Here is a 20,025-nt window from a genome sequence, read left to right as displayed (position 1 = left end):
GAATCCGAACGTGAATGGGGCGCGTACTTGCAGAAACATTTCAGCCGCTTAGTGGGCATCGCTGTCATTTTGATCGTCGTTCTCGCGGCCTCGCTCTTGGCCTGGGCGTTGAGCATGAGCGGGAAGCCTGCGCTGATGTGGAACCCGATCGAGGTCCATATCGGAAAACTCTGGACTACTTTCTACAGCACCGAGCTGCCGGATCTGTCCATCCTCGCTTTCGCCGTCGCCGCAGCAGTCTTCCTGGTGCTGCTGGTGGTCCTGGGCGAACGCTTTGTCACCTGGCGCTATCGCCGGACGCCGATCCAGAAATCGAGCCGGCCGCTGGCGCCCAAGGCGGTGATGGCCCGGACGCGGGGCATCTACGCCGGGCCGGTCACCGTGACCGTGCTGATCCCGGCCCACAATGAAGAAGCCTCCCTGCCGTACACGCTGAAAGCACTGGAGGAGCAGAGCTTTGCTCCCTCGCGCATCATCGTGGTTGCCGACAACTGCACCGACCGGACCGTGCAAGTTGCCCGCGAGCACGGGGTCGAGGTGTTCGAATCGGTGGAGAACAAGCACAAGAAGGGCGGCGCGCTGAACCAGGCGCTGCACTCGATCCTGCCCGGGATGGGCGATAACGACTGCGTCATGGTGATGGATGCCGACAGCCAGATCGGCGCGGACTTCCTGGCAACCGCCCGGGACCGCTTCACCTGGGACCGCGCGCTGATGTCCGTGGGCGGGCTGTTCCACGGCGAAGAGGGCCATGGGCTGATCGGCCAGTTCCAGCGCAATGAGTACACCCGTTACCAACGCGAAATCAGCCGTCGCGACGGCCGGGTCTTCGTGCTGACCGGAACGGCCTCGGTATTCCGCGCGACGGCCCTGCGCGAAGTGGCTGCGGCACGCGGAAGCATGCTGCCGGGCACCTACGGCGAGGTCTACGACACGGCGGCTTTGACCGAAGACAACGAACTGACCATCGCGCTGAAAACCCTCGGCGCGCTGACCACATCGCCGCAGGACTGCACGGTGGTCACCGAGCTGATGCCCAACTGGAAGATGCTGTGGGCGCAGCGGCTGCGTTGGCAGCGCGGCGCCTTGGAGAACCTGGGCGCGTACGGAGTCACCCCGCAGACCACGCGGTACTGGGCCCAGCAGATCGGCATCGGCTACGGCGTGATCGCGCTGTTCAGCTATTTCGCGCTGATGATCATCATGCTGGTCTCCATGGACAACTGGGTGTGGTTCCCCTTCTGGATGCTGCTTGGAGCGCTCTTCGCTGTCGAGCGCGTGGTCACGGTCTGGCACGGCGGCTGGAAAGCCAGGATCATCGCCGCGCTGGTGATTCCGGAATTGGTCTATGACGCCTTCCTGGACCTTGCGTTCCTCAAGGGCGTAGGGGATATCGCGTTTGCCCGGAGCGCGGATTGGAAGCACGTCGACCACGCGGGCGCCGCACGTAAGGAAAGCACCTCATGATGAATCACCTCGTCCAGATTCCACATGGAATCATTCTTCCCGAGAGCGTTCTGCTCAGTGATTGGTTCGCGGTGCTCGCTTCGTTCGTCGCGATCAACACCGTGCTCTATCTGGTCCTGGGACTGGCCAAGCTGCTGCCGGTGATCCGGATCCGCAGCTCGCGGGGACGGGAACGGCGCTCAGAAACCCGGAATATCGATCCCGAGGCGTCCGTGTAGCTCATGCATCGCAGCTGGCAACCCCGCAAGCTCTATGCCCGGGCTGAAATAGAAGCCCTGCGCATAGTCGAAGTCCAGCTTCCGGGCCAGATCCAGATGTTCACCGGTTTCGATCCCCTCGACCAGAGTTCTGGCACCGATCTCGCGGGCAGCGGCCAGCAGGATGTCAACGTGTTCGCGAGCCTGCGTCGATGCCAGGTAGCGGATGAAAAGCGAACGGTCCAGCTTCACAATGTGCGGCTTCAGCCGGAGGATGCGCCCCCGCGTTGCATAGCCGATGCCGGCATCGTCAACCAGCAGCAGGCAGCCGAGCTCATCTGCATGGATGCGGGCGGCATCGCAAACTTCCGGCGCGGACTGCTCGTGCAGTTCCAGGCCCCAGAGCAGCCGGGGATCGAGTGCCGGCTCTGAGTGCGCGAACGCCCTGATCGCTGGACCCGAAGCATTCATGGTGAGCAGCAGCCCGTCGGGCAGGCCTTGGCTGGATTCGACAATGCGCTCCAGGGCGCGAAGCTCAAGTTCTACCAGGTTGCCTTCGGTCCGGGCCGCGGAGAAATGCTCGTCAGGGCTGCGCCCGTCGCTGAAGCGCGCCAGTGCCTCGAAACCCAGCAGCGTTGTGGAACGCAGGTTGATCAATGGCTGGAATACGAACTTCATGGACTACCTAACCTGGCGGTATGGGCTGGCAACTTGATTGCTGATTAGGCTGTTGCTACGAATGAGATCTTACCGCGCCACTGGCCGGGATCACGCGGTTAAGATGAATTTAAGAGAAAGCGGGTGATGGCATGCCGAGGACAATGGATCGGCGGTCAAACGACGACGGAATTTGGTGGAGCCGGTTCCTGCCAGCCAGGCTCCGCCGCATCAAGCGATTGGAAGTGGCTGTCACAGGGATGGTGACAGTTTTCCTGCTGCTTTTCTATGTGGTCAACCTGGGCAATGATTTCAGCTCTCCGCTCTTCCAGAAGCTGGCGGTAGCCAGGGTTGCCGGGGCGCTGGGGCTGGTGATCGCCGTGTGGTGGATGCTGGATCGTTTTCCGTTGTGGATCGCCTATCTCGGGGCCTTGGCCGAACTCTCGGCCTTCGTGGTCTTCGTGGGTTTTTCGCTCAACCATGAGCAGATCGTCTTCAGGCTCCAGGAATTTCCGCTCATCGCACTGTACATGTCGTGGCTCTTTCCCCCGGCCGTCACCCGGTGGACCATCTACCCGATCATGGCTTTCACGATTCCCTACTCGGTGTTCTCCGGCCCTGCTGTGGGCACCGAGCACCAAAGCGGGCTGTTGAACGTGCTGAGCTTGGTCTTCTTCACCGTCGCCGGGGTGTTCGTCGGCCACTACGTCAAGCGCCGGTTCCGCCAGCAAACCCAGATCGACGCATTGACCGGGGCCTTGAACCGCGTCGGGCTGGCCGTGCGCGGCGATGCCGCCTTGCTCTCCTCCCGGAAATACCGCAGGCCCCTGGCTGTGGCGCTGCTGGACCTGGACGGATTCAAGGAGATCAACGACCAAGGCGGCCACGAAGCCGGGGATCTTGCCTTGAAGCAACTGGTACGGCATCTGCGCAGCGTGACGCGTGCCGGGGACCTGGTCAGCCGCTTGGGCGGCGATGAATTCGTGCTGGTTTTCCCTAATACGACCCGTGGCCAGGCTCAGGTGCTGATGGAGCGCATCGAGTGTTCATCGCCGCTGGCGTGGAGTTTCGGAACGGCAGAAGCCCGCACGGATGACAACTTGAGCACGATGATTCTCCGTGCCGACCGGGACATGTACTCCTCCAAGCGCCTGCGGACGGCCGAACGCGGGAAGAGCGCGGAGGGAAGCTGAGCTCCGTGCCCTAGTTCAGCTTCCCGCCCAGGCGGTCCTGCATCTTCTGGCTGGCCTCGTTCAGGCCGCGGATTTCCACGGTTTTCCCGTAGTTCTGGTACTTGGTGCGGATCGAGTCCAGGGCGGCGATGGTCGAGGCGTCCCACAGGTGCGAATCGGACATGTCGATGATGACCTTCTCGGGGTCCTGCGCGTAGTCGAACTGGGTGTACAGGTCGTTCGAGGAGGCGAAGAACAGTTCGCCGTTGACCTTGTACACGGCGGCATCCGGGGTTGCGCTGCGATCCACGGTGACCATATGCGCCACGCGATTGGCGAAAAGCACCATCGCCGAGAGGATGCCCGCCCCCACGCCGATGGCCAGGTTGCTGGTGATCACGGTGAGCGCCACGGTGATGGCCATGACGAAGGTTTCGCTCTTGGGCATCATCTTCAGCGTGCTCGGTCGGATGGAATGCCAGTCGAAGGTGGTCGCCGAAACCACGATCATCACCGCCACCAGGGCCGCCATCGGAATCTGCGCGACAATGTCGCCGAGCAGCACCGCGAGCAGCAGCATGAAGATGCCGGCGAAGGCGGTGGAGATGCGGGTGCGCCCGCCGGAGACCTTCACGCCCACCATGGTCTGGCCGATCATCGCGCAGCCGCAGATGCCGCCGAAGAAGCCGGTGACGATATTCGCGGTGCCCTGTGCCCAGGACTCGCGGGTCTTGCTTGACGGGGTATCGGTGATGTCATCGACCAGCTTGGCGGTCAGCAGCGATTCGAGCAGCCCCACGAAGGCCACCGCGATCGCGTAGGGCGCGATGATCTGCAGGGTCTCCAGGTCCAGCGGCACCCCGGGCAGGTGGAAGATCGGCAGCGAATCAGGCAGTTCGCCCTTGCCGCCCACGGTCGGAACGGCGACCTTGGCAAAGATGGTGATCGCGGTGAGCACCACGATGGCGATCAGCGGAGCCGGAACCGCCTTGGTGATCTTCGGGAAGAAGCACACGATGGCCACGCCCAGGATCACCAGCGGGTAGACCATCCACGGGACATTGCGCAGCTCGGGCATCTGCGCCCAGAAAATCGAGATGGCCAGGCCGTTGACGAAGCCGATCATCACCTGGCGCGGGATGAAGCGCAGCAGCTTGGCCACGCCCAGCAGCGCCAGTGATACCTGGATGATGCCGGCCAGGACCACCGTGGCGAAGAGATACTCCACCCCGTGGGTGCGCACCAGCGGTGCGACCACCAGCGCCACCGCGCCGGCAGCTGCCGAAATCATCGCCGGGCGCCCGCCGGTGATCGCGATGACCACCGACATCGTGAAGGACGCGAAGATGCCCACGCGCGGGTCGACTCCGGCGATCACGGTGAAAGCGATGACCTCGGGGATCAGTGCCAGGGAGACTACCAGGCCGGCGAGCAGCTCTGTCTTGAGCAATCGCGGGGACTTCAGGGTGCGCAGCACCGACTGTCGTTGCAGGGGCGTCAGTTCAGCGGTCGCGGTACTCACCGGGGCTCCGTTTCGTCAGATGTCCCAGGGAAGGGAAATTGGGAACCCGTCTACGTTATCGCACCTATGCCCGATTGGGCTCAGGGCTGCAGATCGGACGCAGGCGCTGACCGTCATTCGGGAGGTACGCGCTCGCCGGTTGGGAGAATGAACAGATTGCTCAACAGTCAGAGCCCAGGCCTGGTACTCTCCACGAGGTCTTTACTGAGAAAGCACCGTTTCCTGCCAAATTACGCTGCGGAGCCAATCAATCCACGGTGGGTTGTGGTTACGACTACTGAATGTTCCTATCGACGAGATTTCCATTCCGCTGTCGAAGTTTCGTGGTGACGAGCGGTGCATGCTCGAATCCACATGGAGGAAGGTCGGTACTTTGTTCGCACGGATTTCATCAGTGCTGCGCGGTCCTGCGAATCGTTACTTTGGTGCCGGTGAGGGGTGAATATCAAAATTGCCGTCACAACCCTGCTGTGGGTCTAAGTCGGAGAAATTGAAGCGCACGGTAGGCACAGCCAACTTATTTAACTGCTGAACCAGATCGTATGGCCTCCATCGGCATGCCACATGACCGGAGGCCAAATGCAGTGTCTGAATCACAATATTGAATTGTAGGCTCGATGGCTCGTCTGCTGGTCTGACAGTCGGTTGCATGAGCAATGCTGAAAATTTCAGCGATGTTCGGTACGGGTCAACCTGTCTCCTTTGGTGCGGCCATCATCACGCTGAGAAGCCACGCCTGGTTTGCCCCCTTTTCACGTTTGGCAACGTCACATACTGGCGTAAGGAACTGGATGCTTATCACAAAAGCTCGCCGACACCGCGAAGGTTTATTTCACCGAGGCTGACTCTGTGCAGATATTGACCCGGTGCTTCTTGCTCAGCGGTGTCCCGACTGCAATATAGGCCTGTAGGCTGTGGGGACTCCATGATTCCGAAGATTGGATTCCCATCGCCATCCTCGTCGTACGGCAATAAAGTAGTATGCGTGAGATACAGAATGCCGCCCCCTGTCAGTTCCATGCCTTCAGTATTCTGGACCTTCCGAGCTTCCCAGCTGACTTGAGTTTCTGGGTACTTTTCCTGAATCTCATAGCATTCACGCTCACTGGCCACGATCGCAATTATTGGCTCTATGTGTTCTAGATCTGGAAACGGGCTGGGTTGTTTACCGTAGACAACGAAAACCATCAGTTCCTCTGAATATTTCGATCTAAGACGATTCTTGATTTTTGTCAGGATATTGCTTAGAGGCGGCATCGAACCCCCTTCTGCACAGGAGCATAAGCATCAGCATAGTAAGTCTTGCCATTGTAGACAATTGTTCCGAGGGTGCGACCTGACCAAGTGGTCGTTTTTGCAGATTTACATGTCAGCGCGTGATTTGTCTGCTGGAAGACAGTCGGGTAGTAGGTGCCATTATGTTTACCAGCTTTTATCTTTTGGGCTGGCTGGCCAATCGCGCGACCACCCTTGACCCACCACGCAAGCTGCTTAAAACGTGCCTGGGAAGAATGGTGGATCGCAGTGACTTTCTTGGTGCAATAGGTAGTGGATTTGAAGCCACCCGTCTCGTGCTTCCCGGATTTTCTGGTGTGAAAACCTTCGGCCACGATCTTGCAAGGCCCATAGTTAACCTTTGCCATGGTCCCCACGTTGAATCCCGCTTGACGCAGTTCATCCATCATGTTCATTTTGGCTACTGCTTCGGCAGGTGATGCCGCTTCAATGTAGTTGGATTCTGCAGAGGTCTTTTCGGAGAAAAAATCTTTCGTTGAAAGGGCGTATTCCGAGGACTGCTGCAACGTGTAGGTTCCGCCAACCGGAGTTTAAACAGCTTGCGCCGTCCCTGGCGATACAGTCACCAAAGACAATGCAAGGGGTAATGCGACAAAGGAAAATTTCATCATTATGGTCTAAGTTGAATATTAAACATTTAGATATGAATGGGACGTTTTTATTATCGATAGTAGTGTAACCGATTTTCGAGAATCTACCATTGGTCCAAGTCCGCACATGGAATTTAGGTTCCACGGCCGCGGGGTGCGGTTATTAGGAACTTTGGCCATTCTGATACCCCTGGTAGCCCTGATCGCAGCTCTCCTTCCATGCCGTAATCATGATGCCCAAATTCTCCTTCGCACGGTCGATGCCGTTGGTTACGAGATCTTGGGCCGCGCCTTCGTATTTCTCGATGGTTAGACATAAGGTTCTGCTTACAAGGAGCCCATAACCGTCAGCCGGAGCTGCGATATAGGAGTCAAGCGAAATTAATAGTCACAATTCAGTCACTCCGGATGTTTTAAGCCCGACGTTAATGCATATAGGACAGGCTCGACTTAGCCCCTCAGCCGACCGATTCACATCGGGGTCACTAAATCAGGTCGCAGATGGCACCTAGATCGTAAGACTTGTGGACGGACCAGGCTGTTGCCGAGGACCGCGGATAAAAGTATTGAGAAATTCAGGACATGATAGCCCCGGGGGGCGAATCGGGGTTAGATTCACGAACGACTTTCAATGCCAAAATGTATACCCTTTTCGATATGTCCATCCATGAAAGCGTGTGTGAGCGGAGCCAAAAGTTGCAGGTGAGCGAGCTGCGATCGACCGGAACAAGTGTTTGCCGAACGTGGGGTATCGTCATGGTAAGTAGTGCCTCCGAGGTGGAACAAGGGCAAGGCGCTATTGAGGCCAGAGGGCGGGTCGTTGATCCAATCTGTTCAATAAAGGGCGAGTAGCTCTGTAGGGCAACTCACTTAAAGTGGGCACCCAACTACCCGACTATCCGCCGGCCGGTTAAAATCGTAACCCCGGCGAATTGCTTTGCCGGGGTTACTCGATCATCACTCGCACCTTCATGAGGTATTTACCACTGTAGGGTGCAAAGCTATGCCGGCGCTGAGCGCCAACTGCAGGTTTGGGGAATTGCTTCAACTCCATGAGGGCGGGCCGCAGGGCCGGCGGACTGCTGGACACGAGCAAAAAGGTTTTGGATACAGAAACTGGCACTGTCGCAAGACCGACAGTGCCAGTTTCTACGTCATCACTCGCACCTTCATGAGGTACTTAATACTCTAAGTTGGCATTCTGTGGATGCGGTAAGCATGCACTGCGCGTAGGCCATGGATCCCTGGAGGTGAACTAGATCTTCTCCGGGGCGGGCTTGGCCAGTGCCGGGATGCACAGGGCGATCAACCCCGCCAGCAAGGAGATTCCCGCACCGAGCCACAGGGTCATGTGGAACCCGGCTTCGGAGGGCAGCACCGTGCCGTGGAAGTCGGTGGTCATCTGGGCCAAAACCAGGCCAATCACTGCCGCACCCGAGGTGGTGCCCAGCGAACGCATCAGGGTGTTGAAGCCGTTGGCGGCACCGGTTTCGCTGCGTGGCACTGCGCCCATGATGATGGCTGGCATTGCGCCGTAGGCCAGGGCCACGCCAGAGTTGATGACCAGGCTGGTGATCAGCAGGCCCCAGAGGCTGCCCATGCCAATCTGGCCTACCGCGTAGCCAGCGGACATGATGAAAATACCCAGCACCAGGGTGAACTTTGGGCCCTTGGCGCTGGTCAGTCGACCGCCCACAGGGGAGAGGAAGAGCATCATCAGGCCGGCTGGAGCCATCCAGAGGCCGGCGGCCAGTACGCTCTGCCCCAGTCCGTAGCCTGCCTCGGTAGGCATCTGCAGGATCTGCGGCATCACCAGCGAGCTGGAATACATGCCGAAGCCCACGAAGATCGAGGCGATATTGGTCAACAGCACCCGGGGTATTGCGGCGGTGCGCAGGTCCACCAGCGGTGCACTGGTGCGTAGTTCCCATACTCCCCACAGCAGGAAGACGATGACCGCGCCGATCAGCAGGCTCAGTACCAGCGGGGAAGCCCAGCCCCAGGTGGAGCCCTTGGAAACGCCGAGCATCAGGGCGATCAAGCCGATGGCCAGGCCGATGGCACCAAGCCAATCGAAGCGGGTTTTCGCGCCGATGGTTGGAATTGCCGGAATGAACTTCAAGATCAGTGCGGCCACCACAACGGTAATCGCCGAACCGAAGAAGAACAGCACGCGCCAGGAAGAGAACTCGATCAGCGCTGCGGAGAGCGGCAGGCCGATCGCACCGCCCACACCAAGGGTGGCTGAAACCGTGGCGATGGCTGCCGGCAGATGCGCCTTATCCACGAGGTCGCGCAACATTGCGATACCCAGAGGGATCATGCCTGAACCAAAGCCTTGCAAGGCCCGGCCGATGATCATGACGGTGACATTTGGTGCCAGGGCACAGATGATTCCACCGAGGATCAGCGGGATGGCCAGGATCAGGATCATTCGGCGTTTGCCGAACATATCACCGAGACGACCGGAAATCGGCATCACTACGGCAGCTGCCAGCAGGGTCGCGGTGATGATCCATGCGGTGTTATCCGGTGAGGTGCTGAAGATTACAGGCAGCTGGGGGGATCAGTGGGGCAACCATCGTCTGGGTGAGCGATGAGGCGATGCCTGCCGTGGCGAGGATGCCGACGGCGAGTCCGGATTTCGGATGTCCGGTGGGGGTGGGGTTGGGCACAAGAGCCTTCCGGGATAAATGTGTAAGCTACATACTGTATGTATTTTACACATTGGAGAAGTTCGGAATGAAGCGCCATCTGGAACAGATCGAATACGAGCAGCTCATGCTCAGCCGCTACACCATCGCGCAGCAGCGCCAGTTCGGTGGTGTCGATCGCAGCGTGTACCTGCTGATGAGTCGCATTCAGGCCCAGGGTCCGCTGAGTATCGCGGAACTAAGCCACGGGCTGAGGTTGGACAACTCCACCCTGCAACGCCAGGTAACCCATGGAATCGACGATGGCTACCTAGAACGCATCGCAGATCCCGATGGCCATATTGCGCGTAAGATCACGCTGACCGACCTGGGGTTGGCGAAGCTGGAGCATGCCCGCGAAGTAACCCTCCATGCCCTGGATCGAATCCTGAATGAGTGGGAGGCTGAGGATGTTGAGCAGTTCGCCGGCTACCTGCAGCGCTTCAACGCTTCCATCGAGGAGTACCGCGACTCCCAGCGGGACTAATCACGAACTCGGTTAAAGAAAGATTCCCGCCGGGCAATATCCGACGGGAATCCTTACGATCATCACTCGCACCTTCAAGAGGTGTTCTAAACTCTAATGCCGCTTTCTGTGCCATTCCTTTGGCAGAGCTAGCTATTAGCGATGCACTTGAAAAGCATCTGCGAGCCAGACAAATGCACATAAGCAGGCCCCGAACTTCGCTCGAACTACAGTCAAAAGACCATAGGTGCAGGTCTCAAGAGTGCCTAGGCTGATGGGTATGACTTCAACCCAGCATTCGATGCCCTGCAAGGTGGCCATTGTGCCCGACTCCTTCAAGGGAAGTGCCCGCGCCAGCGGGGTAGCCGCGGCCTTGGCACGAGGCTTCAGCAAGGGTGCGGCTAGCCGGTCGCGGGCGGTCGAGATTACCGCGGTGCCCTTCGCCGACGGCGGCGAGGGAACCCTTGAAGCGTTGATCGACACCTGGGGGACCGAGGCGATCGCACTGGAGACCACCGACGCCTTGGGGCGCCCGGTCACCTCCCGGCTGGGGCTTTCGGCCGACGGGAAAATCGCGGTGGTGGAAGCGGCCGAAGCAGCCGGGTTGCCGCAGGTGAGCGACGTGCCACGGCAACCACTGGATGCCACTACCTATGGGTTGGGCACACTGGTATCTCACGCGCTGGACCTAGGGGTCGCCCGGATCATCCTGTGCCTAGGCGGTTCAGCAACCACCGATGGCGGAACGGGTTTGCTCAGCGCACTGGGCGCAAAATTCTTGGACGCCAACGGGGAGCAGCTTCCCGCAGGGGGCGGGGCACTGAACCAGCTGTCGCGGATCGACGTTTCGCAGCTGGATGCCCGGGCCGGGCAGGTTAACTGGCAAATCGCCTGCGATGTCACCAACCCGCTACTGGGCGCCAAGGGTGCGGCTGCGATCTTCGGTCCGCAAAAGGGCGCCAGTGAAAATGATGTCCAGATTCTGGATCAGGGGTTGGCGCAACTGGCCGATGTTTTGGAAGCCAATACCGGCCGGGCACTGCGTGAGCAGCCGGGCATGGGGGCTGCCGGCGGGATTGCGGTGAGCCTAGGGTCCTACTTCGAGGTGGAGCTGGTGCCGGGCTGGGATTTGGTGGCCAAGGTACTTGGTGCCCATGAAATTCTGGCCGACGCTGACCTGGTGATCACCGGTGAAGGCCGGCTGGATGCGCAATCCTTGGACGGCAAGGTAGTTTCCGGGGTGCTGCAGGCTGCCGGTGAACAGGCCGAGGTGATCGTGGTGGCCGGTTCGGTGCAGCTGTCCGATGAGCAGCTGGAGGCCTCGGGAATCCTGGCCGCGTACTCGATTGCGCCAGGTCCGGCCACGCTGGCAGAACTTTCAGCAAACACCATGGAGCTAGCCGAGCGCACAGCTTTCAGCGTGGCCCGAACCTTCCTGCGCTAGGCGCTAGAAAATATCCAGCTTGAGCAGGCCGGCATCCAGAATAATCTTGGCCGAAGCCTCATAGTGGGTTCGCAAGCGCGCAGCCAAGGCAGGTGCATCCCGATCAAGTGCCGCCTGCAGCAGGGCCTCATGCTCGGCCTCAACATTTCGGTGCGTGGCACCCTGCGAAGCGGCCGCCCAACGCCGGTAGAGCAAGGTGGAATTGGCCAGGTTGGCCGACAGCTCAAGGATCGGCGGGCAGGCGCATGGAGCCAGCAGCAGCTGATGGAAATCGCGGTGCGCCTTACCCCATTCAGGGGTGAACTGCTCCGGGTTATCTTGTTGCCGGCGCGGCGCCTTGGACAGCCTGTAATGCGTGGCAATCAGCGCGGACTCCCACTCCAGATCCCCGCGGGCGATGGCTAGGTTGACCGCCAATTCCTCGGTGACACAGCGCAGCTCGGTCTGATCCTGCAACTGCTGCAGGTTCAGCTCCGGTACGAAAAATCCGCGGTTGGGGATCGCCGCCACCAAACCCTCACCGGAAAGCCGGGTGAGGGATTCGCGGATAACGGTGGTGCTGGTGGAAAAACGCTGGGCCAGATGCGGGGGAGCAAGGCGCTCGCCGGGCATCCACGCGCCATCAAGGATGGCTTCGCGGATGCCGGACAGGGCAGCTTCTGCTGGCCTAGCCACGAGTTCCTTGCTTGGCGGCACCGAAGGTGCGCAGCACGGTGGCCTTGGCGCTGAGCGCTTCCAGAAGTTGGTCGACCTCGCGTGCTGGTGCAATGCCTGCTACATAGTAGTCTGGACGCACCAGCAGTACGGTACCGGTGGCGGTATCGAAGACACGGTTGATGTCCTTGGCCCTCACGCTATCGCCGTCCTGATTGGTGAAGACCAGCTGGGATCCGGCAGCCACCTCAATGGTGTTCCAGCCGGCCGACAGCAGCTCGTCGAGCATCACAGTGGCGCCATTGACCTCAAGGTTTGGCTGCGGAAGCATGCGACCGGCAAAGTTCTGGGCCAGGTGCGGAACCCCGGAAACCGGTGCGGCGACGGTGCCGGTGGTGTAGTGAGGCTGCTTGAGGAAGCGCATGCCGGTTAGCCAGCGGTTCAGCGGTGGGATGATGCGGGTGCTGGTGACCACGGCATCGCGCACGCGGGTGATCACGGGGTTGGTGTTCATCACTACCCAGCCGATGCGCTTGGAAAGCTTGACCATTTCCTCGGCATGCGGGCGACGCTCGGTTTCGTAGTCATTGATGAGCACTTCGCTTGCTTCACCCTTGATGACCGCGGCCAGGCGCCAGGCAGCACCCACGGCGTCGCGGATGCCGGCGTTCAGCCCCTGCCCGGCGAAGGGCGGCATCAGGTGCGCGGCGTCGCCGGCCAACAGGATGCGTCCCTTGCGGTAGGTGTCGGCGATGCGCTGGTGTGCGGTGTAGACCGCGGCGCGGCGTACGGAGACCACGTTGGTGTCCTGGAATGGTGCGACCAGGGCGGTGATGGATTCGGGGGTGATCATCGCGTCGCCATCTTCGTGATCGAAGAGCATGAATTCATAGCGGCGGCGGCCACCGACCCCGGGGACCACTACGGCCGGGCGCTGCCCGTTGCAGTGGAAGGACGCGAAAGGTTCGGGGTTGCCGGGCACATCCAGCAGATCCACCACGATCCAGCGTTCGGTTTGGGTGGAACCCTGCAGGCCGATGCCCAGTTCGCGGCGGGTGAAGGAGCGACCGCCGTCGCAGGCAAGTACCCATTTGGCTTTGAACTCGAGGGCGGTTTCTTCGCCTTCTGCTACTGCGTAGGGGTTCTGCCCGGTGTCTGCTGCCTTGGAGCCGTTGAATCCGGTGGTGGCTTCGCCGGTGCGGGTGGCGTGCACGATCACGTGGTCGGCATGCTGTTCGATCCTGGTGGCCGCGGTGGCGTAGTGCAGGCCCAGGTTCTGGCGCAGTGTGGCGGCCTCGTAGAGCAGGCCTTCCATGATTGGCTGGTCGAACTGGCTCTTGCCGGGCTGGCCTAGGCGGGGTGTGCCGGGGCGAACGTCGGCAATGACCTTGCCGCCCAGGCCGAAGTAGCGGGCACCGGTGTCCATGAGCATCTGCGGTCCCAGCTCATCCATGATTCCCAGGTGCGCCATGACGCGCAGGGTTTCATCGGTGGCGCTGATGGCACGTGGCTCATCGCCACTGCCCGGGTTCTTCTCGATCAATGCAACCTGCAGGCCGGTATCTGCCAGCAGGTTGGCGGCGGTCAGGCCGGTGGGACCCGAGCCGATGACCAGGACGTCGATTTCATGAGACTGTGCCACTGCCCGCTACTTCCTTTGTGCTTCGTGTATTAACAGTGCGCGGCTGCGCGTCAGGCGGTGGCGCCGGCGGTGGCCTGTGCGCCGGCCAGCAGCGTAGCCTCGTCGGCCACGGTGTTGCGCAGGATGCCCAGGCCGGTGATCTCGACCTCGACGACGTCGCCGTGGTTGATCAGGCCCTCTGGACCGTAGAACAGGCCCACTCCGCCCGGGGTGCCGGTGACGATCACGTCGCCCGGGTTCAGCTGGGTGAAGCCGGTGACGTAGTTGATCAGGGTGGGGATGTCGAAGACCAGGTTGGATACTGGGGCGTTCTGGCGCACTTCGCCGTTCACGCGGGTTTCCAGTACGGCGGTGGTGATGTCGCCCAGATCGGCTGCGGGAACCAGGTACGGTCCGAAGCCGCCGGTGCCCGGGAAGTTCTTGCCCGGGATCCACTGGCTGGCGGCCTTCTGCCAGTCGCGCACCGAGAAGTCGTTGTAGCAGGCGTAGCCGGCGATGTGCTCCCACGCGTCTTCCTTCTCCACGTGGAAGGCTTCCTTGGAGATGACCAGGGCCATTTCGCCCTCGTAGTCGAACTTGGTGGTGGAAGTCGGCTTGACCGCAGGAGCCAGGTGGCCCATCTGCGAGTCGGCGAAGCGGGTGAAGACGGTCGGTGCGGTCTGCCCGGTCTTGCCCGACTCTTCCTGGTGGGCCAGGTAGTTCACGCCGATGCAGATGATCTTGCCCGGGTTGGTCACCGAGGGCAGGAAGTCGATCTCGGCCTCGGCAATGGTTGGCGCGCCGGACAGGTCCAGCTGGGTGCCGAAGATGCCCTTTTCGATCGCGTCGCGGGTATTGGCGGCCAGGTTCTTGCCGGTGGGGCCCAAGTCGTAGACGGTGCCGTCGATGGACACGCCCCAGGTTTCGGTGCCGTCAGCTGCCTTGAAGGATACGTACTGCATGGTGGTGCCTTTCGGGTGTTCTAGATGAAGGTTTTCAGTTCGGTGACAGTGGGAATGCCGAAGGTGCGGAAGTCCTCGGTGCGGCGGTTGGACCACATGTTCCACCAGTTCTCGTCTTCGCCCCAGACAATGGGATCGCGCTCATCGTCGTAGATCTGCTCCAAATCGGTGTAGAGCTCCACGACCGCGCCGGAGGTTTCCACGTAGTAGGCGGCGATGTTGTGGCCGGCGCCGTGGCGGACCGGGCCCCAGATCAGTTCGCGGCCGGCCGCGCCCAGGCGGTCGCCGAGCTTGGCGAGGTCGCCGATCGACTGGACCTGCCAGGCGTGGTGGTGGAAGGTGCCCTGGCCCTTGATCAGCGCGATGCCGTGGTGATCCGGGTTGCAGCGCATGAAGTAGGCGAAGTCATCCCCGATGACATCCGAGAGGCGGAAGTCGAAGATCCGGCGCAAAAATTCCATCATGCCGCGCACGTCGCGCGGGTGGAAATTGATGTGGCCGTAGCGGTCCGGGCCGAAGGAAAGCAGGCCGCGGTCGTTGTGCTGCATGCCGGTGTAGACCTCGAAGATCCAGCCTTCGGGGCCGATGAACGAGAAACCGTCCTGCACGCCGGCGGAGACCGGGGTTTCGGAGACGATTCTGAAGTTCTCGTTAGCTACGCGCTTGCGGATCTCGCGCAGCGCGTCGCCGTTCTGCGCGATCAGGCCCAGGGAGTGGATGCCGTTGACTTCGGACTCGACGTAGGTCAGCTCGTGGTGCACTGAGTTCGCTGCGAGGTAGGCCTCGTTGCCGGTGCGTTCGGTGACGCGCAGGCCGAGCAGCTGCGTGGCGTCGAAGATGGATCCTTCGATGTCATTGGTCTGGATGGACACGTGGCCCATTTCCCTGATTAATCCCCAAGCCATGGTGGATCCCTTCTGTAGACGATAAAAATATTATGATCTAGATAATTAGATTATTCACATTAAGTTAGATTGTCTAGTGTTTTCGGAAAAAGACTCGCGCGCCTGCCCAAGCGGACCTGCTGGTCCGCAAGAACAGGCGCGCAAAGACTAGGCCAAGACCGGGCGTCTGGTGCTGAACTGACGCTGAATTTCGCGCTTGATCAGGCCTGTTTCCCCCAGTGCTGTCAGCGATTGAGCACCCTTCTGATGCACAGCAAGAGCGTTATTATCGCTGGTAGCTGCGGTTCCCAGGCGGATAAATGACCCTAGGGCATCACCCAGAACCTTCGCCGTTTGCTCGAAGAGCTCATCGGCCACGCCATCGAGCATCGGGGCATCCTGCCAGTGCTCGCGGTTGCCAAAGAGGAACGGCAGCTCTAAGCAGTGGGCCGAACCAGCGTGAGGCAACGGGGAGCGAACTTCGAAGCCCAGGAGCTGCACCTGGATGCCGGCAGCGGCTGCCGCATCGGCCAATTCCACGGCATAGAGTTGAATCTGGTGCAGGCTCATCGCCCTGACCATGAGTGACTTGGCCGTTGCTTGCGGTTCTGCGGCAATCAGTGCGTCGAAGACTTCTTGCGGTTCATTGAAGTTCCCTGCAATAAACCCGCGCACACTATCGAGGGTGAATGCCTGCTCGGGGGCCATGCCAATGAAGGCACTTGCCTCATCGGCGGTGTAGGACAGCAATAGCTGCTTCACATGCAGGCGTTCGACTGCCCGCGCGGTATCAAAAAGATCCGCCGGAACGGACTCATCGGCACTCGGGTAGAGGCCCAAGCCGCGCCCGGCCCAAGCCTGGGCCAGTGCTGTGCCGGCAGCCAAGAGCTGCTCGGAGCTGGCCTCGGCCAAGGCGGTGCCATTAAGCGCTTGGGCCATCACCGCATTGCGTTCCTGCGCCTGGGTTTCACCCATCGGAGGCTGGAAGGACAGCGAACCAACGTAGAGCCTGTCGAACAGTCCACGGGCTGCCTCAAGCTGGGCCAATGCGAAGGCCCAGAAGGCACCTGCGGACTGGCCTGCCAGGGTGACTTCCTGCGGGTTGCCACCGAGTTCAGCAATATTGCGCTGTACCCATGCGAGGGCCAAGAGCAGTTCTTCGGGCGGCGTATTCCCGCCGCCCACCTGCTGGTTGTGGGCCAGCAATCCGATGCGGTAGTTGACCACGGCCACCACGCAGTTCTGCTTCTCCGCAAAGTCCTGCGCGTCGTACCAGCGCACGGTGCCGGCGCCGGAAACGAAGCCGCCGCCGGGAAGGAAAACCATCACCGGAAGGTCCTGGGCGCTCTCGGGCGCGAACACCGCAACCTGGAAAGCATCCTCGGACTGTGGCAGTTCCTGCAGGGCAGGGCCCAGCAGCCAGTCGAGCGAACCTGGGGCCTGCGGGAAAATTGCCGGCTGCGCTGCGGTGAGTCCGGTGGCTTCACTGAGGTTGCCGAAGCGCCCGGCGCTGCGCTGCGCGTAGCTGTAAACCCCCATGCCTAGCGGATTTCCGTGTACTGCGACTGGTCGACCGCGCGGGTGATGTTCCAGTACTCGACGATCGGGTAAGGCCAGATCTGCGAGACGCGGCCGAACTTGTTCTTGTACCAGGTGTGCACCTCGGGGTGGCCCCAGGCCTTCTGCGCGTTGGCGGCATCGAGATCCGCCACGAACGCGTCGAGCACCTCCTGCTTCAGGTCCAGTGCCTTGATCTCCTTGTCGAGCACGATGTTCAGTGCATCCAGGATGTAGGTCAGGCCGTACTCGATCATCGAGAACAACGAGCCGTTGACCACATGCCCGGTATTCGGTCCGGAAACGATGAACAGGTTCGGGAAGCCCGGCACGGTGGCCCCGGCGTAGGCGGTGGCGTTGCCGCCCCAGTATTCGTGGATGTCCTTGCCCTCGCGGCCGGTGATGCGCAGCGGCTCGAGGAATTCGGAAGCCTGGAAGCCGGTGGCGTAGATGATGACGTCCAGCTCGTGCAGGGTGCCGTCGCCATCGATGATCCCGGCCTCGGTCATTTCGCTCATGCCCGAGGTGACCAGGGTGGTCTGCGGCTTCTTCAGGCTCTTGGCCCACACGCCGTTATCGCGCAGCATGCGCTTGCCGCCCACGATGTAGTCCGGGGTGACCTTGGCCAGCAAGTCCGGGCGATCGGCGTACTGCTCCTTGAGCATCTCGGTCAGCTGTTGGCGCACGCGCTCGTTGACCGCGGACACTGAACCGTCCTTGGTCCAGTTAGGATCCGCGGCGGTGGTGTGCTGGCGGCCCTCGACGCCCAGCCAGTGCTGCCAGAAGCGCAGCCACTGGCCGTACTGCGGCAGGTGCTCGACCAGCCAGGTCACCGATTCGGGCATGTCCTCGTAGTAGAACGGGGTAGGCAGCATCCAAGGGGAGGAGCGCTGGAAGATCTTGAGCTCTTCGACCTCATCCACGATGGCTGGGACGATCTGGTAGGCGCTGGCGCCGGTGCCGATGACGGCAACCTTCTTGCCCTTCAAATCGATGCCCGGCGTCCATTCGGCCGAATGCACGTGGACGCCGGCGAACGTGTCGTGGCCCGGGGTATCGGGGAACTTCGGGCGGTCCAGCTGGCCGACGGCGGTCAGGACGGCATTGAAGCGGCGTTCCTGGACTTCGCCGCCGTCCACGATCATGGACAGCACCCAGCGTCCGTCTTCTTCATCCCAGGTAGCCGAAAGCACCTCGGTGCCCATCTGGATGTTCTGCGTGATGCCGCCGCGTTCCGCGACGTCACGGGTGTATTTGTGGATCTCGGGGCCTTCGGAGAACTGCTGGGGCCAGTCATCGCGCTGCGCGAAGGAAAATGAATAGGCGTAGTTGGGGGTATCGAGGCGCACGCCCGGGTAGGTGTTCTTCCACCAGGTACCGCCCACTTCGTGGCCCTTCTCGAAGACGGTGTAGTCCAGGCCGGCCTGCTTCAGCCGGTAAGCGGCGGCCATGCCGGCCACGCCCGAGCCGATGACGGCCACGGTGAAGTCGCGGGTGGGAGCAACCTGTTCTTTGGTGAAGGCCGGTGCGCCGCTCACTTCGGGAACCAATGCCATGTCGTGCTTGAGCATCTGGTGATAATCGGTGGTGGCCTGGTTGGTGATCCAGTCCAGGATCGTGGTGGCCTGCTCGTCGTCCAGGGTCTCCACTGAGGTGATTTTTTCATCGCGGATCCGGCGCAGTGCTTCGAAGGCCAATTCGCGGGCCGCTTCCTGAGCTGCGGCGTCCATGCCGCCGTGCGGCTGGCCCACGGTATCAACCGGCGGCTGCGGTGGACGCAGCTCATCACGAAGGATCGAGTAATCGCCGGTTGCCGCGGCCAGGGCCACCATCAGTGGCGGCAGGTCGGTGCTTGCAACGATCTTGCGCAGCTGCTCGTCGCTTTCGGTGATAGCAGAGTAGTTTGCGCGCCAGTACAGGTCATCTACCTGTTTGGTGGCGGCGGTCTCGATCAGTGATTCGCTCATTGGTTACTCCTAGCAAGTCTTTTCGGGCCGTGCGCGACAGGGCCGGCAGGCGCGTGATGTAACCAGTGTCACCTCTTGGTTATGCATAAGTCAACTAAAAATGTATTCTTTGCCGACTTTGGTATGATTTGTGTCATGGCGAAACGCACCGATTCAGAGACGATGTCAAAGCACATCCGCGACACCCTGCGCACCGATATCCTGGATGGGCGCTGGGAACCAGGTGCCCGGCTGCAGCTCACGCATCTTTCTGAGCATTACGAAACCTCGAGTACGGTCATTCGCGAAGCGTTGACCCGGCTGGTGGGGGACAAGCTCGTCACCCTTCGCCCTAACAAGGGATTCTTCGTCCCCGAGCTGTCGCTGGCAGAACTGACCGACATTGTGGAGATGCGTTGCGTCAACGAGCAGCTGGCGATCTCGCTGGGCTTCGAGCGTGCACCGTTGGAGTGGGAGAGCGAGCTGATGGCCGCGCACCACACCCTGGAGCGCACCCCGCGCCGTTCGGACGAAGACCCGGATAATCACACCCCGGCATGGAATCACGCGCACCAGAACTTCCATGACAAGCTCGTAGAGGCCTGTGGTGTTCCGCTGCTCACCGAGGTGACTCGCACCCTGTCTGATTTGATTCAGCTCTACGGGCGCTGGGCCGGGCCGGCAACTCGCGACGCCAAGCGCGATCTGGATAAGGAGCACCGCGACATCCTGAACGCCGCATTGGATCGCGATGCCGACTTGGCGGGGCAGCTGTTGCGCGCCCACTACGAAACCACGCTCAGCGCGGTGAAAAATGGCGGCGAGGTGGGCTTGGCCTGCTTGCCGCACGTCAAGCTGCTCAAGTAGCCGGAACCTTCACGGCAAGTCCGCACCCGG

Annotated in this window: 17 protein-coding genes; 6 read left to right on the top strand and 11 right to left on the bottom strand. The window is 61.0% G+C overall.

Annotation, left to right across the window (positions count from 1 at the left end):
- Positions 1 to 27 precede the first annotated feature (27 nt).
- Together ACNPN0_RS15130 and ACNPN0_RS15125 are read left to right on the top strand one after the other, a co-directional pair.
- Positions 28 to 1,467, top strand: a complete 1,440-nt coding sequence (locus tag ACNPN0_RS15130) for a glycosyltransferase family 2 protein (protein ID WP_448938174.1) — start codon at positions 28 to 30, stop codon at positions 1,465 to 1,467.
- Positions 1,464 to 1,685 carry a hypothetical protein gene (locus ACNPN0_RS15125; RefSeq protein WP_286134077.1) on the top strand — a complete coding sequence of 74 codons (222 nt, stop codon included), beginning with the start codon at positions 1,464 to 1,466 and terminating at the stop codon, positions 1,683 to 1,685. The genes ACNPN0_RS15130 and ACNPN0_RS15125 overlap by 4 nt, the downstream gene beginning before the upstream one ends.
- On the opposite strand, the gene ACNPN0_RS15120 is transcribed toward ACNPN0_RS15125, so the two are convergent.
- A complete protein-coding gene (locus tag ACNPN0_RS15120) occupies positions 1,647 to 2,342 on the bottom strand; it encodes an EAL domain-containing protein (protein ID WP_105662275.1) in 696 nt (231 codons plus the stop codon). The genes ACNPN0_RS15125 and ACNPN0_RS15120 overlap by 39 nt on opposite strands.
- Before the next feature lie 224 nt (positions 2,343 to 2,566).
- On the opposite strand from ACNPN0_RS15120, the gene ACNPN0_RS15115 reads away from it, so the two are divergent.
- Positions 2,567 to 3,514 (top strand): GGDEF domain-containing protein, encoded by a 948-nt coding sequence (locus ACNPN0_RS15115; RefSeq protein ID WP_448938175.1) that lies wholly within the window; start codon positions 2,567 to 2,569, stop codon positions 3,512 to 3,514.
- Between the two features lie 10 nt (positions 3,515 to 3,524).
- Here the strand turns inward: ACNPN0_RS15115 and ACNPN0_RS15110 are convergent, their stop codons facing one another.
- The 4 genes from ACNPN0_RS15110 to ACNPN0_RS15095 form a co-directional block, all read right to left on the bottom strand.
- The gene (locus ACNPN0_RS15110; protein ID WP_105656477.1) at positions 3,525 to 5,015 is read right to left on the bottom strand and encodes a SulP family inorganic anion transporter; all 1,491 of its coding nucleotides are present in this window, start codon (positions 5,013 to 5,015) and stop codon (positions 3,525 to 3,527) included.
- Between the two features lie 798 nt (positions 5,016 to 5,813).
- Positions 5,814 to 6,272 (bottom strand): hypothetical protein, encoded by a 459-nt coding sequence (locus tag ACNPN0_RS15105; protein WP_133833883.1) that lies wholly within the window; start codon positions 6,270 to 6,272, stop codon positions 5,814 to 5,816.
- Positions 6,260 to 6,817, bottom strand: coding sequence for a hypothetical protein (locus tag ACNPN0_RS15100; protein ID WP_448938176.1), 558 nt, complete (start codon positions 6,815 to 6,817; stop codon positions 6,260 to 6,262). Before ACNPN0_RS15100 ends, ACNPN0_RS15105 begins: the two co-directional genes overlap by 13 nt.
- A gap of 1,339 nt (positions 6,818 to 8,156) precedes the next feature.
- The gene (locus ACNPN0_RS15095) at positions 8,157 to 9,398 is read right to left on the bottom strand and encodes an MFS transporter (RefSeq protein WP_448938952.1); all 1,242 of its coding nucleotides are present in this window, start codon (positions 9,396 to 9,398) and stop codon (positions 8,157 to 8,159) included.
- A gap of 245 nt (positions 9,399 to 9,643) precedes the next feature.
- Between ACNPN0_RS15095 and ACNPN0_RS15090 the strand changes: the two genes are divergently transcribed.
- Positions 9,644 to 10,081, top strand: coding sequence for a MarR family winged helix-turn-helix transcriptional regulator (locus ACNPN0_RS15090; protein ID WP_105656474.1), 438 nt, complete (start codon positions 9,644 to 9,646; stop codon positions 10,079 to 10,081).
- A 259-nt stretch (positions 10,082 to 10,340) separates the two neighbouring features.
- Positions 10,341 to 11,504, top strand: coding sequence for a glycerate kinase (locus tag ACNPN0_RS15085; protein ID WP_181148782.1), 1,164 nt, complete (start codon positions 10,341 to 10,343; stop codon positions 11,502 to 11,504).
- A 3-nt stretch (positions 11,505 to 11,507) separates the two neighbouring features.
- On the opposite strand, the gene ACNPN0_RS15080 is transcribed toward ACNPN0_RS15085, so the two are convergent.
- From ACNPN0_RS15080 to ACNPN0_RS15055, 6 genes are all read right to left on the bottom strand, one after another.
- A complete protein-coding gene (locus ACNPN0_RS15080; protein ID WP_448938177.1) occupies positions 11,508 to 12,179 on the bottom strand; it encodes a GntR family transcriptional regulator in 672 nt (223 codons plus the stop codon).
- Positions 12,172 to 13,800 (bottom strand): FAD-dependent monooxygenase, encoded by a 1,629-nt coding sequence (locus ACNPN0_RS15075; protein WP_388024829.1) that lies wholly within the window; start codon positions 13,798 to 13,800, stop codon positions 12,172 to 12,174. Before ACNPN0_RS15075 ends, ACNPN0_RS15080 begins: the two co-directional genes overlap by 8 nt.
- 50 nt (positions 13,801 to 13,850) lie before the next feature.
- Positions 13,851 to 14,741, bottom strand: coding sequence for a fumarylacetoacetate hydrolase family protein (locus ACNPN0_RS15070; RefSeq protein WP_448938178.1), 891 nt, complete (start codon positions 14,739 to 14,741; stop codon positions 13,851 to 13,853).
- Positions 14,742 to 14,761: 20 nt separating this feature from the next.
- Complete coding sequence (locus ACNPN0_RS15065) at positions 14,762 to 15,646, bottom strand: VOC family protein (RefSeq protein ID WP_105656469.1); 885 nt, start codon at positions 15,644 to 15,646, stop codon at positions 14,762 to 14,764.
- Positions 15,647 to 15,793: 147 nt separating this feature from the next.
- Complete coding sequence (locus tag ACNPN0_RS15060) at positions 15,794 to 17,164, bottom strand: carboxylesterase family protein (RefSeq protein ID WP_448938179.1); 1,371 nt, start codon at positions 17,162 to 17,164, stop codon at positions 15,794 to 15,796.
- A gap of 2 nt (positions 17,165 to 17,166) precedes the next feature.
- On the bottom strand, positions 17,167 to 19,149 hold the full coding sequence (locus ACNPN0_RS15055; RefSeq protein ID WP_448938180.1) for a flavin-containing monooxygenase: 1,983 nt from the start codon (positions 19,147 to 19,149) through the stop codon (positions 17,167 to 17,169).
- A gap of 135 nt (positions 19,150 to 19,284) precedes the next feature.
- On the opposite strand from ACNPN0_RS15055, the gene ACNPN0_RS15050 reads away from it, so the two are divergent.
- Entirely contained in the window at positions 19,285 to 19,995 is a 711-nt protein-coding gene (locus ACNPN0_RS15050) for a GntR family transcriptional regulator (protein ID WP_181148781.1), read from the top strand.
- Positions 19,996 to 20,025 lie beyond the last annotated feature (30 nt).

This window comes from Glutamicibacter sp. AGC84 (assembly GCF_053543575.1).
Note: the sequence above shows the minus strand (reverse complement) of the source record. Positions and strands in the feature narration are given on the sequence as shown.